The 14257-nt window shown below is 62.2% G+C and carries 14 protein-coding genes; 4 read left to right on the plus strand and 10 right to left on the minus strand.

Going from position 1 to position 14257, the window contains the following annotated elements; translation table 11 throughout:
• Positions 1-193, plus strand: a 193-nt coding sequence (locus DBR30_RS22530; RefSeq protein ID WP_375135860.1) for a MauE/DoxX family redox-associated membrane protein, incomplete at its 5' end; no start/stop codon positions are given.
• A gap of 4 nt (positions 194-197) precedes the next feature.
• The gene (locus DBR30_RS18210) at positions 198-725 is read left to right on the plus strand and encodes a rhodanese-like domain-containing protein (RefSeq protein ID WP_108541782.1); all 528 of its coding nucleotides are present in this window, start codon (positions 198-200) and stop codon (positions 723-725) included.
• 79 nt (positions 726-804) lie between these two features.
• On the opposite strand, the gene DBR30_RS18215 is transcribed toward DBR30_RS18210, so the two are convergent.
• The 10 genes from DBR30_RS18215 to thpR form a co-directional block, all read right to left on the minus strand.
• Positions 805-2187, minus strand: a complete 1383-nt coding sequence (locus tag DBR30_RS18215) for a cation:dicarboxylate symporter family transporter (RefSeq protein ID WP_181363620.1) — start codon at positions 2185-2187, stop codon at positions 805-807.
• A 149-nt stretch (positions 2188-2336) separates the two neighbouring features.
• Complete coding sequence (locus DBR30_RS18220) at positions 2337-2687, minus strand: putative quinol monooxygenase (protein ID WP_005354654.1); 351 nt, start codon at positions 2685-2687, stop codon at positions 2337-2339.
• A gap of 24 nt (positions 2688-2711) precedes the next feature.
• Positions 2712-3569: a pantoate--beta-alanine ligase gene (gene panC, locus DBR30_RS18225; RefSeq protein ID WP_108541784.1), complete on the minus strand. Its 858-nt coding sequence runs from the start codon at positions 3567-3569 to the stop codon at positions 2712-2714.
• 201 nt (positions 3570-3770) lie between these two features.
• A complete protein-coding gene (gene panB, locus DBR30_RS18230; RefSeq protein WP_108541785.1) occupies positions 3771-4565 on the minus strand; it encodes a 3-methyl-2-oxobutanoate hydroxymethyltransferase in 795 nt (264 codons plus the stop codon).
• The gene (folK, locus tag DBR30_RS18235; RefSeq protein WP_042030454.1) at positions 4562-5071 is read right to left on the minus strand and encodes a 2-amino-4-hydroxy-6-hydroxymethyldihydropteridine diphosphokinase; all 510 of its coding nucleotides are present in this window, start codon (positions 5069-5071) and stop codon (positions 4562-4564) included. Before folK ends, panB begins: the two co-directional genes overlap by 4 nt.
• Before the next feature lie 11 nt (positions 5072-5082).
• Complete coding sequence (pcnB, locus tag DBR30_RS18240) at positions 5083-6549, minus strand: polynucleotide adenylyltransferase PcnB (protein WP_108541786.1); 1467 nt, start codon at positions 6547-6549, stop codon at positions 5083-5085.
• Between the two features lie 255 nt (positions 6550-6804).
• Positions 6805-7713 carry a tRNA glutamyl-Q(34) synthetase GluQRS gene (gene gluQRS, locus DBR30_RS18245; protein ID WP_108588466.1) on the minus strand — a complete coding sequence of 303 codons (909 nt, stop codon included), beginning with the start codon at positions 7711-7713 and terminating at the stop codon, positions 6805-6807.
• 111 nt (positions 7714-7824) lie between these two features.
• On the minus strand, positions 7825-8274 hold the full coding sequence (dksA, locus tag DBR30_RS18250; protein WP_005335644.1) for an RNA polymerase-binding protein DksA: 450 nt from the start codon (positions 8272-8274) through the stop codon (positions 7825-7827).
• A 119-nt stretch (positions 8275-8393) separates the two neighbouring features.
• Entirely contained in the window at positions 8394-9137 is a 744-nt protein-coding gene (sfsA, locus tag DBR30_RS18255) for a DNA/RNA nuclease SfsA (RefSeq protein ID WP_108541787.1), read from the minus strand.
• The gene (gene thpR / locus DBR30_RS18260) at positions 9134-9676 is read right to left on the minus strand and encodes an RNA 2',3'-cyclic phosphodiesterase (protein WP_108541788.1); all 543 of its coding nucleotides are present in this window, start codon (positions 9674-9676) and stop codon (positions 9134-9136) included. The genes sfsA and thpR overlap by 4 nt, the downstream gene beginning before the upstream one ends.
• A gap of 178 nt (positions 9677-9854) precedes the next feature.
• Between thpR and hrpB the strand changes: the two genes are divergently transcribed.
• Both hrpB and mrcB read left to right on the plus strand, forming a co-directional pair.
• Complete coding sequence (gene hrpB / locus DBR30_RS18265) at positions 9855-12302, plus strand: ATP-dependent helicase HrpB (protein ID WP_108588467.1); 2448 nt, start codon at positions 9855-9857, stop codon at positions 12300-12302.
• 73 nt (positions 12303-12375) lie between these two features.
• On the plus strand, positions 12376-14257 hold a 1882-nt coding region (gene mrcB, locus DBR30_RS18270), incomplete at its 3' end, for a penicillin-binding protein 1B (protein ID WP_258224493.1).

The raw sequence follows: 14257 nt of genomic DNA on the forward strand, positions 1-14257 counted from the left end.
CGGGCTGCTGGCCCTGTTTATTCCGGTGTTGGGCTATGGCGTTGCCATCGGGCTCGACATCTCTTGCGGCTGTCTTGGCAAGGCTGATCTCAGCTCGCTGCCACAAGCCATTGTGCGGGATCTGCTGCTACTGACGCTTGCGGGCGCCCTGCTGCGACCCTCCAGCCCCGTTTTCCCCGTTCTAAAGGAGTAGTGACATGATGACATTGCGATCCCGCACTCTGCTGGCCTCGCTGATCGCCGCCAGCTTTGCCCTCGGTGGCTGTGGCGACAACCAGTTCGAGCAGGAGGTGAAGCTGGAGCAGTCGGCGGTGCAGCTGGCGCAAGAGGCGCAGCAGGGGGGCTATCAGCTGCTGACCGTAGCCGAGCTGAAGACCCGGATGGACAAGGGTGAGGAGCTGGTGATCATCGACACCATGCCCTATGAGGACTCCTACAAGAAAGAGCACATCCCGGGCGCCAAGAACTTCGTCTTCGTGAAGGAGGCCAAGTCCGGCGACAACTGGAGCGAGATCGTCGAGGGGAGCGGCACCCCGGAGCAGTTCCAGGCGCTGCTGGGTGAAGACAAAGCCCGCCCTGTGGTGATCTACTGCGGCTTCGTCAAGTGCGGACGCAGCCACAACGCCGCAGCCTGGGCGGTGACTCAGGGCTATCAGCAGGTCTATCGGGTGCCGGGCGGCATCTTCGCCTGGAAAGGAGCCGGTTACCCCGTCTCCGCCGAGTAACCCCTGCCCACAAGGCAACACAGCCGACATAAAGAAGCCCGCAACTGCGGGCTTCTTTCATATTGCATGGAACTCAGGATTAGCTGGCAGCCTGTGGCTGCTCCAGTGCCTGCTCCTGGCTCTGCACTTCAGCCAGCTGCTGTTTGCCCAGCAACCGCTTGGTGATCATCGCCGCCATGATGGAGCCGTTGACGTTGAGGGCGGTACGGCCCATGTCCACCAGCGGCTCGATGGCGATCATCACCCCCACCAGCGCAATCGGGAAGTTGAGGGTGGATAGCACGATCAGCGCGGCGAACGTCCCGCCACCGCCGACACCAGCCACCCCGATGGAGCCGAGCGCAATGACCGGCAGCAGGGTGATCAGGAACAGCGGATCAAACGGGTTGATGCCGAGCATGGGGGCAATCATCGCCACCATCATGGCCGGATAGATACCGGCACAGCCGTTCTGACCGAGGTTGGCACCGAACGATGCGGCGAAATTGGCGATGCTGGCGGGCACCCCAAGACGCTGCTGGGTCTCGATGCTGAGGGGGATGGAGGCGGCGCTGCTGCGGGAGACAAAAGCGAAGGTGAGCACGCCCCACACTTCACGCAAATAGTGCAGCGGGTTCTGGCCAATAAGCAGCAGGATCACCATGTGCACCACGAACATCGCCAGAATGGCGACATAGCAGACCAGAATAAACCCGAGCAGATTGAGGATCTCGCTCAGGGGATAGTGGGCCACCACCCGGGCGATCAGCGCCATCACGCCATAGGGGGTGAGCGCAATCACCACCCGCACCATCTTCATCACCCAGAGTTGCAGGGTATCGATGGCCACGGCGGCGCGAGCCCCCACCTCCGGATGCTCCGCCTTCAGCTGCAGCAGGGCAACCCCGGCCAGCACGGTAAAGATCACTACGCCGATCACCGAGAGACCGCGGCTACCCGCCATGTCGGCGGCAAAGTTGGTGGGCACCAGCGAGAGCAGCAGAGCGGGCAGGGTCTGGGCACTGTCGATGGTGCTCATGCTCTGTTGCAGGGCTGCCGTGTCGCTGCCGTGGCTCAACAGCCCGGTGGCGGTAAGGCCGCTCAGGTGGGTAATGCTCATCCCTACCACACCGGCGATCATCACCAACGTCAGCATGGAGCCGATCAGCACGGCGCTGATCTTGCCGAGGGACTGGGCCTGCTCCAGCTTGTTGATGGCAGAGAGGATGGAGGTGAACACCAGCGGCATCATCACCACTTTGAGCAGGCTGACATAGCCGCCGCCAACGATATTGACCCACTCCAGGGTCTGCTGGACACCGGCATCATCGGCGCCCCAGCCCAGTTGCAGCGCCAGCCCGAACAGGGAGCCAAGCAGCAGACCCGCAAGTACCTTGCGTGAGAGCGGCACAGTGGAGGGAATCCGGATCAGGGCAAAACAGAGCAGACAGAAAACAAGCGATGCAATCAGGACAAACATCATGAATACCTGTAGCGGCCATCAGGCCGAAAGTGGATTGAAACGAAGGGGGATGCGGGCAGGGCCGCAGAACAAAACGCCGGAATGCAGGAGAGTGCAGGCGTGAAAAAGCAACGGACGCCCGAGGGGGCGTCCGCTGGCAATCGGGGGTATTACTTCTTTACGGGGGCGTCGTACTGTTCAGGTTCGTCGCTATAGACGCAGACATTCCACTTCGCGGCCAAACCATCTTCCGCCAGACAGTAACGCTCGAAGAAAGCCTTGATCTCCGCGCGCTGGCAGTGGGCTTCGAAAGCCGCCATATCTTGCCAAATCTCGTTGAACACGATGGGGAAGCTCTCCCCCTCGGCAAACGGGCTCGCGATGTGGCGGGTCACCCGATATTGCAGGCAGCCATCCTCACGCAGGGTGTTGGGCTCGAGCGCCTGCAGCACCTGAAACAGGGCCTGCTCCTGACCGGGTTTGGGCAGGAATTGGGCAATGCAGTAAACCTTCTTGGACATGGGATCCTCCTGGTTGTGGCGGGCTCAGGCTTGCTGCAGCGTGACCACTTGATTGTCGATAAGGCGGGCCTTGCCAAGATAAGCGGCCATCAGGATCACCAGCTGCGCGCTCTCGTCTGTGGCGGATTCGAGGGTAGCGGCATCGACGATGTCGATGGCATCGGTACGAAAACCGGCGTTGTCGAGACGCTGGCTGGCCTGCGCCACCAAGGAGGGCAGGTGGTGGTCACCCGCTTCGATCTGCTCGGCGATCCAGTTCATGGTGCGCGCCAGCTCGGGTGCAATGGTCCGCTCGGCGGCAGTCAGGTAGCCGTTGCGGGAAGAGAGTGCCAGCCCGTCTTCGGCCCGCACGGTGGGCACGCCGACGATCTCGATGGGCATCGCCATGTCGGCCACCATCTTGCGAATAAGCGCCAGCTGCTGGTAATCCTTCTGGCCAAAGCAGGCCACATCCGGCTGTACCAGATTGAACAGCTTGGTGACGACGGTACTGACACCACGGAAGTGACCCGGGCGCAGCGCCCCCTCCAGCAGATTGGAGAGACCCGGCACCTCGACGAAGGTCTGGCTGGCCAGCCCCTGCGGATACATGATCTCCGGGGTCGGGGTGAATACCATATCTACACCGGCCGCTTCCAGCGCAGCGCAATCCTGCTCCAGAGTGCGCGGGTAGTTGGCAAGATCCTCGGCCTTGTCGAACTGCATCGGGTTGACGAAGATGCTGACCACCACCTTCTCGGCATGGCTGTGCGCCTCTTTCACCAGCGTCAGGTGGCCCTGATGCAGGTTACCCATGGTGGGCACGAATGCGATGGCACGCCCTTCACGGCGCCATTGGCTTATCTGCTCACGCAGAACGACAGGATTATTTACGACCAACATCAGCAGTTCACCTTCCGATAAATCAAAAAGAGAGACGGGTTGCATCCACAGATAGCGCTCGGGCGGGATGGGGCACGAACATGGCTATCAGCAGTTCACCTTTAGATGAATCAATAAGATACGGATTAGCTATCCGGATTAACTGTGCGAGGCTGAGAAGCAGAGACGGGGGCCGCAGCCCCCATCATGCAACCGCCAGGATCAGTTGAAGCAGTGCTCCGGGCCGGGGAAGCTCCCCTCGCTCACCTGCTGCACATAGAGGCGGATGGCGGCACGCACATCGCCGGTCTCGGCCAGGAAGTTCTTGGTGAACTTGGGCACATAGCCGGAGGTGACGCCAAAGGCATCGTGCATCACCAAAATCTGACCATCGGTCGCAGGGCCGGCACCAATGCCGATCACCGGGATGCGCAGCGCCTTGGTGATGCGCTCGGCCAGCGTAGTGGGCACACACTCGAGCACCAGCAGCTGGATACCGGCCGCTTGCAGTTCGAGGGCCTGGCGGTAAATCTCCTGTGCCTGAAACTCGTCACGCCCCTGCACCTTGAAGCCACCAAAGACATGAACGGATTGCGGAGTGAGGCCGAGGTGACCGCACACCGGCACCCCGTTGCGGGTGAGGTGGCGGATGGAGTCACACAGCCAGTCGCCCCCTTCCATCTTCACCATGCGGGCACCGGCCGCCATCAGGCGGGCGGCGTTCTGGTAAGTCTGCTCGGGGGTGGCGTAGCTCATGAACGGCATGTCGGCGACCACCAGTGCCTTGCTGGCACCGCGCGCCACACAGCGGGTGTGATAGACCATCTCATCCATGTTGACCGCCAGGGTATCCTGACCCCCTTGCAGCACCATGCCCAGCGAATCGCCGATGAGCAGCACGTGGGCCCCCTCGTCGTCGAACAACTTGGCAAAAGTGGCATCATAGGCGGTGATGGCGGTGAACTTTTGACCATCCTGCTTCATCTTCAGCAGGCTGGCGGTGGTGATCTTGCTCATAAAGGCTCCTGTACGTCTGCACTCGGCGCAATGATAGCGAGATCATTGCCCGGGCAGCGGGCAACCAGTTGTGCGAGCGGGGTGCCGCAGGGCAGCACCAGAGCGGGCGCGATTTCGGCCAGGGGCAGCAGCACGAACTCCCGCTCCTTCATGCCGTAATGGGGAACGATCAGGCGCTCGTGGTTGATCACCTGATCGCCAAAGAGCAGCAGATCGAGATCCAGGGTTCTGGGTCCCCACCGCTCCTCTTTGCGCACACGTCCCTGTTCCAGCTCGATTTTTTGTAGTTGATCCAGCAGCGCCAGCGGCGTCAGCCGGGTGTTGAGGCGGGCCACGGCATTGACGTAGTCCGGCTGATCAGCAGGCCCCATCGGGCGGCTGCTGTAAAACGACGAGGCCTGCACCAGCACAGATTCCGGCAAGGTCGCCAGCGCGGCGACCGCGCGACGAGCCTGACCCAATGGATCAGACAGGTTGGAACCAATGGCGATGAAGACCTCGGTCATCACGTCTGTAATCACTCGGCCGCTTTCGGCTTGCGACGGCGCGGGCGGCGGCGATTGCGGCTGTTGCTGCTGCGCTTCTCGCCATCGTGGCTGCGGGCCTCGCCGCGCTCACCGCTGGCCGGGCGACGGGTCGCTTCACGCTGCAGTTGCGGGCGCACATCCGGATTGGAGGCAACATAGCGCTCCCACCAGCTGGCCAGCTCGCCAAGACCGCGTTCGACCCGGTTGCGCAGCAACAGGAAGTCGAACGCCGCGCGGAACTTGGGATGCTCCATGGCGCGCTCGGGGTGCTTGCCCTGACGACGGGTCAACCGCTGTTGCAGTGCCCAGATGTCGCGGACATCGGTGGTGAAACGTCGGGGAACGGCGATGATCCGCACCTGATTGTCCAGTACCTCGTTGATCGCCAGCATGAAGGCGTCATACCAGGGCAGGCCGCTCTCGTTCTCCAGCACCCGACCACGGGCCTCGACGCAGCCCCACAGCAGGGTGGCGTAGAGGAAGGCAGGGGTGACGCGCTTATCTTCGCGGACGCGGGTGTCGGTATCGATCAGCGCCTGCTCGATAAACTGCTCGTAGGGCGAGTTGCCGTGCGGGGTAAACAGCGCCGCCACTTGCGGGAAGAGCTGCTGGAACAGGCCATACTCGCGCAGCAGTTTGTAGGTCGCCAGACCGTCGCCAGCCAGGAACAGCTTGAGGGTCTCCTCAAACAGGCGGGCTGCAGGGATGTCCTGCAGCAGTGGCGCCAGCTCCTTGATGGGGGCTGCGGTACGCGGGCTGATGGTCATATCCAGCTTGGCGGCAAAGCGCACGGCGCGCAGCATACGCACCGGATCTTCACGATAGCGGGTCTCGGGATCACCGATCAGCTCAAGCTTGCGCTCGGCCAGATCTTCCAGACCCCCTTCGAAATCGTGCAGGGTGAAATCTTTGGCGCTGTAGTAGAGGGCGTTGACGGTAAAGTCGCGGCGCTCGGCATCCTCTTCGATGGTGCCGTAGACGTTGTCGCGCAGCAGCATGCCTTCATCAGACTGGGCAGACACATGTTTGCTGGTATTGACCTGATGGTGGTGACCCCGGAAGGTGGCCACTTCGATCACGTCACGACCAAAGACAATGTGGGCCAGGCGGAAACGACGGCCAATCAGGCGGCAGTTGCTGAACAGCGCCTTGATCTGCTCCGGCGTCGCATCGGTTGCGATGTCGAAATCCTTGGGCGTCTTCCCGAGCAGCAGATCCCGGACTCCGCCGCCGACCAGGTAGGCTTCGTAGCCGCCCTTGTTCAGGCGATAGAGCACCTTGAGTGCATTCTCGCTGATCTCTTTGCGCGAAATAGGGTGCTGATCACGGCTTAAGGTACGACGTTGACCGGCGACACGGGCTGGAATGGGGGATTCCACCGACTGCTCGCCGTCTTCCTTGCCGAGCACCTTGCGGCAAAAGTTTGCGATCTGGGAAAAAATGGTACACCTCTTCATGACTTCTAAATTGACGGGAGGCCAAAAAATAGCGGCCTATCATAGCTCACGCCTAACCAAATGAAAAACCGTGCTGACAATTGATCCCGCATGAAACCGTCTGTCAGCGAAAATAGCGGTCAATCTGCACGTAGCTCAGGCCTGCACAAATGAAAAACCATGTGGCGACTTCAGCTCATTTGAATCAAACCGAGCCAAAAAATAGCGGTCTATCAGCGCCCAGCTCACGCCTTATTACACGAAAACCGGCCCTCTTTACTCAAGATCCAGCGGGATCTTTTCGCTGGCGGGCACCCGTTCCAGCTGCCAGTTAGCGATGCCCCACCGGATGATCTCGTCGATCCGGCTCGCCATCAGCTCGGGCGGCGGGCACTGGCCGAGGAAGTGCAGCGCCTGCCACAGGGCCGGTCGCACCTCATCGAGCGCCAGCGCAGGCGCATGGTTCTGCTTGGAGAGCTTGTTGCCATCGGCCAACACCGCCAGCGGCAGGTGCACCCAGTCGGGCACCGGCGCCCCCAGGGTCTGGTAGAGGGCAATCTGGCGCACCGTGGGCTCCAGCAGATCGGCACCGCGCACTATCTCGGTGATGCCGCTGTCCATATCATCCACCACCACTGCCAGGTTGTAGGCATAGAGCCCGTCGCGGCGGCGGATAATGAAATCCTCCTCGGCGAGCGCCGCCGGGACCGCGATATGGCCCTGCAAGCGATCATCGAAGTGGTAGACCGGATGGTGCTGGCGCAGCCGGGCGGCGCAACCTTCGGCCGCAAGCCCGAGGGTGCGGCAGTGGCCGCTGTAGAGACCGCCCGCGGCCATGATTTCGCGCCGGGTGCAGCGGCACCAGTAGAGATCCCCCGCCCGATAGAGCTGGTCGATGATCTCGTCATAGCGGCCGTGGCGCGCGCTCTGGAACATCACCTCCCCATCCCACTCGAGACCATATGCTTCAAGAGTCTTGAGGATCAGGGTCGCAGCCCCTGCCATTTCCCGCGGCGGGTCGATATCCTCGATGCGCACCAGCCAGCGCCCCTGCTGCGCTCTGGCCTGCAAAAAGCTGCCGAGGGCGGCGATCAGCGAACCGAAATGAAGCGGGCCTGAGGGTGAGGGGGCAAAGCGGCCTACATAGGGACGTGCAAAGGGTGAGGACGGGGGATTCACTGGCATGACTGTTCGGGTAAGCGATTCATTGAGGCTGCATTCTGGGGCGCGACCGCCAAAAGCTCAATAAAAAAGGGAGCCCGCGAGCTCCCTTTTTCATATACCAGAGGGTCGGGATCAACCGGCCATCTGTTTTTCCTTTATCTCGGCCAGCGTCTTGCAATCGACACAGAGGTCGGCAGTCGGACGGGCTTCCAGACGACGGATACCGATCTCGATACCGCAGTGCTCGCAGTAACCGAAATCATCGTCTTCAAGCAGCTGCAAGGTCTTCTCGATCTTCTTGATCAGCTTGCGTTCACGGTCGCGGGTACGCAGTTCAAGAGCGAACTCTTCTTCTTGCGCGGCACGATCCACGGGATCCGGGAAGTTGGCAGCCTCGTCTTTCATATGGTCGACGGTACGATCAACTTCCTGCATCAGTTGGTTGCGCCAGGCACCCAGGATCTTGCGAAAATGCGCCTTTTGTTGGTCATTCATGTACTCCTCACCCGGCTTTTCCTGGTAAGGCGCGACACCCGCAATGGCCAGGGGGCCCAGAGATTTCCTGTTTTCGCCTGTTGGCATGCCCTGTCTCCTAATTCAGCACGCTACCCGTGCCATCCATAAATTGAGGGCGACATCTATAGCAGAAGGGTAACGGGTAAGCAAACGAGCCGTACCAATAATGTTACCCACTCCAATATTTATGCACTCCCCTCGGGTAACAGGTGACCAGATTCAAACGGGATAAACCCTTGAGCCACCATGCCTTGCACCCCAACATGGGGCCGATAGCATAAAATTTCAACCCCCGCCGCGATTGCCTGCTCAATTAGCAGACTATAGTGCGGATCTATATGGGTTGCAGGGCACATCCGGCTTATTCCGGAGTGCAACACCATAAAGAGCAGCACGGCCCTGTGACCAGCCGCTTTCATCGCCATCAATTCACGCAAGTGCTTGGCACCACGGGTGGTGACCGCATCGGGGAAGTAGCCCATACTCGGATGTTCACGTTCGTCGAGCAGGGTGACCGATTTTACCTCGATGTAACAATTGCCCTTCTCGTCATCTTCTAGCAACAGATCGATGCGACTGTTCTCTTCGCCATACTTCACCTCGGTGCGCAACCGGCTGTACCCCGCCAGCGGAGCGATGGCCTCCTGCTCGATCAACTCCCGGGCAATCTGGTTGGCGCGCGCCGTGTTGACGCAGATAAAGTGGCCCGCCGTGCTCTCGGCGATCTCCCAGCTGTTGGGCAGCTTGCGCTTGGGGTTATCGGAGGTGGAGTACCAGACCCGGGTGCCCGGATCGGCACAACCGGTCATGGCACCGGTATTGGCGCAGTGGATAGTGATGACCTCGCCGTTATCGAGTTGCACATCGGTCAGAAAGCGCTTGTAGCGGGCCACCAGCTGGCCCGATTGCAGGGGGGGATCAAAAATCACGGGTTAGTCCTCCGCGCATCTTCTTTTACCCGGGCACGCAGCGGCCAGCAGGCAAGCGGTTCGTAGCGAACCCCGTCCGGGGTCGAGATGGATTGATAGAGGCAGAACTCATCGGCCTGCAGCAGAAAATTTGGGGCAGGCAGGATGGCAGGGGCCTCGACCGCCTTGCGCGACAGGGTGACATGGGGGCGATAACCCTGCTCGCCATTGCCAAGGCGCAGCTTCTCACCGTGGCGGCGCAGCGCCTTTGCCAGCACGGTCAGCTCGTTGGGCCACTCTTTCGGGCCAATCCAGGCTGCCTTGGCCCGGCTGAACCAGCCGGTCTCATCCAGCCTGATGGAGAGCGGCGGACAGTGCTGGCGCTCTACGGCGGCGATCAGGCGGCGGGTGGTCAACTCGTCTGCCTCACCCAGAAAGGCGAGGGTCAGGTGGAGGTTGGCTTGCGGCACCGGCTGACCGGGCCAGGGCTGCTGATCGCGCCAGGCGATGAGCTCAGGGGCGAGCTCCTTGACGGGCAGGGCAAAGAAGAGTTTGGCCATGTGGTGATAATGCCTTTTTCACGCTCATTGGATGGGCCCATTCTATGGCAGCCATCCGGCCATGTCTCGCCACCCTCCCGCCCGAGTGGCCATATCCGCACATCCACTCACGGTGGCGCGGGTGGCTGTGGCAGAATAGGCGCCGTTTTACCGGTTGCCACAGAAGGTGCTCATCGCTTTGTCCCAGCTCCCCATCGTTTCGGTATTACCCGAACTCTTTGCCGCCCTCGACAGCCACACCAGCGTGATCCTGCAGGCGCCCCCCGGCGCGGGCAAATCGACCCTGCTGCCGCTGGAGCTGGTGCGCCAGAGCCGGCTGCCCGGCCGCATCATCATGCTGGAGCCAAGGCGCCTCGCGGCGCGCAATATCGCCAGCTTTCTGGCGCGCCAGCTGGGGGAGAAGGTGGGCGAGCGCATCGGCCTGCGAGTGCGTGGCGAGAGCCGCACCAGCTCCGCGACCCGGCTCGAGATCGTCACCGAAGGGGTGCTGACCCGGATGTTGCAGCAAGACCCTGAGCTGAATGGCGTCTCGCTAGTCATCTTCGATGAGTTCCACGAACGCAGCCTGCACGCCGATACCGCATTGGCCTTCGCCATCGAGAGCCAGCAGGGATTGCGCGATGACCTCAAGCTGCTGGTGATGTCCGCCACTCTGGATGGCATGGCACTCGAGACCTTGTTGCCGGATGCCCCTGTGGTTCGCTCCGAGGGGCGCGGCTTTCCCATCGACTACCACTACCGCCCCGCCAACCGCCAGCAGTGGCTGGAGCCGCAGGTCGGCGCCGTGGTGCTCGAAGCGCTGGCCGAGCAAGATGGCAGCCTGCTGGTCTTTCTGCCGGGACAGGGGGAGATCGATCGGTTGGCGCAATGGTTGGCAGACAAACTGCCGGACGACGTGACCCTCGCCCCCCTCTACGGCCGCCTCGATATGGCGGCGCAGCAGGCGGCCATCGAACCGGCACCTGCCGGCCGCCGTAAGCTGGTGCTCACCACCAATGTGGCGGAGACCTCCCTCACCATCGAAGGGGTCTCTGTCGTTATCGACAGCGGGCTGGAACGACGGGCCTCCTATGATCTGAAAAGCGGTGTCACCCGACTGGAGACCCGCCAGATAGCCAAATCCTCTGCCACCCAGCGGGCAGGCCGTGCCGGTCGTCTTGGCCCCGGCGTCTGCTACCGGCTCTGGAGCAGCGAGGTGCAGGAGCGGCTCGCCGAGCAGAGGCCGCCAGATATTCTCACTCAGGAGCTGACCGGCCTGCTGATAGATGCCGCCCAGTGGGGCGCCAAGGTAGAAGATCTGCCGCTTATCGATATGCCCCCCGCCGCTGCGGTGGCCAGCGCCCAGCGGCTGCTGGTGGCTCTTGGCGCCATGAAGCCGGAGGGTGAGCAACAACTCACTGCCGCTGGCCGCGCCATGGCGGCCTTCGGTACCCATCCCCGTCTCGCCCGCATGCTGCTGCGCGCCCGCGAGCTGGAGTCCGAGGGTCTGACAGGGATTGTCGCCGATGCCGCATATCTGGTGGCGTTGCAGGAAGAAGATCTGCGAGGATCGGAGCGCCTCTCTGTGCTGTTCCACCGCCGTCAAAACGCTCTGCGTCAGGGGGCGGCCCGCTGGTTTGAACGGCTTGGCGTGCGCCCTGCCAGTGCGCAGGGTCAGTGGCTGGGGCTGCTCTGTGCCCTCGCCTGGCCGGATCGTATCGGCAAACTGCGCAGCGGCAGTCGCTATCAACTCAGTGGTGGGGTGAGCTGCGATCTGGTAGAAGCTCATCCCTGTCAGGGACAAGCCGCCCTCATCGCCATTGAGATGGGGCAAAACGATCGCGGCAGCCGCATCTTTATCGCCGAACCGGTCGATCTGGACGAGCTGGTACGCCTGCTGCCGGAACTGGTAAGCGAACGGCAGTGGTTCGACTGGGATGAACGGGAAGAGCGGGTGCGCGCCGAACGCCAGCAGGTGATCGGCGAGCTGGTGCTGAGCCAGCGACCGCTGACAGAACTCTCTGACGAGCAGAAAGGGCGCTGCCTGCTACAAGGCATTCGCCGCAAGGGGCTGCATGTGCTGCCGTGGGACGAGAGCAGCGAAGGGCTGCTGGCCCGTCTGCGCTGCGCCCGCGACTGGCTGCCCAATGAGAAGTGGCCCGCGATGGATGAGGAAAATTTGCTGACCACGCTGGAACAGTGGCTGCTGCCAGCGGTGAGCGGTATGACCCGGCTGGAGCAGTTGAAAAAGCTCAACCTCGGCGACATCCTGCGCCAATCCCTGCCCTGGCCGTTGCCCAAACGGCTGGACGAGGCGCTGCCCAGCCACTTTGCGGCACCCACCGGCAGCCGGGTGCGGATCCGCTATCAACCGGGGCAGGCACCGGTGATCCCGGTGCGCATTCAGGAGATGTTCGGGCAAGGTTCGACCCCCTGCGTGGCCGATGGCCGGGTGGCGCTGGTGGTGGAGCTGCTCTCCCCCGCCCAGCGACCGCTGCAGATCACCGCCGATCTGGCCGCCTTCTGGGCTGGCGCCTACGAACAGGTGAAGAAAGAGATGAAGGGGCGCTATCCCCGCCACTACTGGCCGGATAATCCGCTGGAGGCTATGCCAACCAAGGTTACCAAGAAGAAGATGGGCATCTAGGTTCGACGGGTTAATCCCGCTCGGACGTTCGCGAATGCGACATAACAAGTAGAAAGGAAAGCAAAGAGGATTTATGGCAACCCAACGACGCAAGCGTGCCCCCAAGAAGGCAGCGCCCAAACGCACCATCTGGCGCAAGCTGTTCTGGTTTGGCTTCAAGCTCTCGCTGGTGGTGGCGGCCTTTATGGTGGTGTTTGGCATCTACCTCGATACCAAGGTGCGCGAGCGCTTCGATGGCGAGAAGTGGCAGCTGCCGGTGATGGTCTACAGCCGTCCGCTGGAGCTCTACCCCAGCCAGCGCCTGTCGCGGGACCAGATGCTGCGCGAGCTCAACATGCTGAGCTACAAGCAGGTGCGCCAGCCTCACACGCCGGGTGAATACACCATCAACGGCAACCGCATCGAGCTGATTCGCCGCCCGTTCGAGTTCTATGATGGCGCCGATGGAGCCCGTGGCCTGCGCCTCACCTTCAACGGCCCGCGCCTTGAGGGGATCCAGTCGCTGGAGAACCAGCGCCAGCTCGGTTACGCCCAGATGGACCCGGTGCTGCTCGATCGCCTCAACACCGAAGATCGGGAAGATCGCCTGCTGGTGCGCATCGCCGAAGTGCCCGACAGCCTGCTGGTGACCCTGCTCACCACCGAAGATCGCGACTTCTACCAGCATGGCGGCGTCTCGCCGGTGGCCATCATGCGCGCCATGTTCGCCAACCTGATCGCGGGTCGCACCGTGCAGGGGGGCAGTACCCTCACCCAGCAGCTGGCCAAAAACTTCTTCCTGACCCGTGAGCGCAGTCTGTGGCGAAAACTGCAGGAAGCCTATATGGCGGTGCTGATCGACTATCGCTACAGCAAGGACGAGATCCTCGAGTCCTACCTCAACGAGGTCTATCTGGGGCAGAACTTCTCGCAAGGGGTCTACGGTTTCGGCCTCGCCTCCTACTTCTACTTCGGCATTCCGGTCAACGAGCTGGATATCGATCAGGTCGCCCTGCTGGTCGGTCTGGTGAAGGGCCCCTCCTATTACGACCCATGGCGCTTCCCGGAGCGGGCCAAGACCCGCCGTGATCTGGTGCTGAAGCTGCTGATGGATCACGGCAGCCTGACCCAGGCCGAATATGAGTTGGCCAGCCGCCAGCCCCTCGGCATCATCGCCCGCGGCCAGATGAGCTATGGCCGCACCCCGGCTTTTATGGGGCTGCTCAAGCGGGAAATCCAGAGCCGCTTCGGCGCCGATCTGCTCAAGCAGTCCGGCCTCAAGATCTTCACCAGCCTCGACCCCATCGCCCAGCACGCGGCCGAGCGGGCTGTCGAATCGGGCCTCGCCGATATCGAGAAACTGCGCGGCAAGAAGAAGCTGGAGGCGGCCATGGTGGTCTCCGACTGGCATAAGGGCGAAGTCGTCGCGCTGGTGGGTGGCCGCGATCCCCGCTACGCCGGGTTCAACCGGGCGCTGGATGCCCGCCGCCAGATCGGCTCGCTGGTGAAACCGGCGGTCTACCTCACCGGCCTCTCCAACGGCCTGACCCTGGCGACCCCGCTCAAAGATCAGCCGATCCGCATTCGCGGTCAGGATGGTCAGGTCTGGACGCCGCAAAACTACGATCGCAAGTTCCGCCAGAGCGTGCCGCTGATGGATGCACTGGCCAGCTCACTCAACGTGCCGACCGTCAATCTGGGTCTGCAGGTGGGGCTGGAGAAGGTAGTCGACACCCTGCACAAGCTGGGAGTCCAGCAGGAGATCCAGCCCTACCCGTCGCTGGTGCTGGGGGCGGTGGCCCTCTCCCCGCTGGAGGTGAACCAGATGTATCTGCCCATCGCCAATCAGGGGCTGACCCAGCCGCTGTCGGCCATTCGCGCCGTGGTGAACGGAGATGGCAGCCTGCTCTATCAGCATGATCAGACCGCCAAGCGGGTCACCGACCAGCAAGCAAGCTGGCTGACCCTGTTCGCCA

It is taken from the genome of Aeromonas sp. HMWF017 (assembly GCF_003061465.1).
Taxonomy (GTDB): domain Bacteria; phylum Pseudomonadota; class Gammaproteobacteria; order Enterobacterales; family Aeromonadaceae; genus Aeromonas; species Aeromonas veronii.

Coding starts and splice junctions, on each gene's coding strand:
- DBR30_RS18210 (WP_108541782.1), top strand. CDS start 198: ATGATGACATTGCGATCCCGCACTCTGCTGGCCTCGCTGATCGCCGCC.
- DBR30_RS18215 (WP_181363620.1), bottom strand. CDS start 2,187: ATGATGTTTGTCCTGATTGCATCGCTTGTTTTCTGTCTGCTCTGTTTT.
- DBR30_RS18220 (WP_005354654.1), bottom strand. CDS start 2,687: ATGTCCAAGAAGGTTTACTGCATTGCCCAATTCCTGCCCAAACCCGGT.
- panC (WP_108541784.1), bottom strand. CDS start 3,569: ATGTTGGTCGTAAATAATCCTGTCGTTCTGCGTGAGCAGATAAGCCAA.
- panB (WP_108541785.1), bottom strand. CDS start 4,565: ATGAGCAAGATCACCACCGCCAGCCTGCTGAAGATGAAGCAGGATGGT.
- folK (WP_042030454.1), bottom strand. CDS start 5,071: ATGACCGAGGTCTTCATCGCCATTGGTTCCAACCTGTCTGATCCATTG.
- pcnB (WP_108541786.1), bottom strand. CDS start 6,549: ATGAAGAGGTGTACCATTTTTTCCCAGATCGCAAACTTTTGCCGCAAG.
- gluQRS (WP_108588466.1), bottom strand. CDS start 7,713: ATGCCAGTGAATCCCCCGTCCTCACCCTTTGCACGTCCCTATGTAGGC.
- dksA (WP_005335644.1), bottom strand. CDS start 8,274: ATGCCAACAGGCGAAAACAGGAAATCTCTGGGCCCCCTGGCCATTGCG.
- thpR (WP_108541788.1), bottom strand. CDS start 9,676: ATGGCCAAACTCTTCTTTGCCCTGCCCGTCAAGGAGCTCGCCCCTGAG.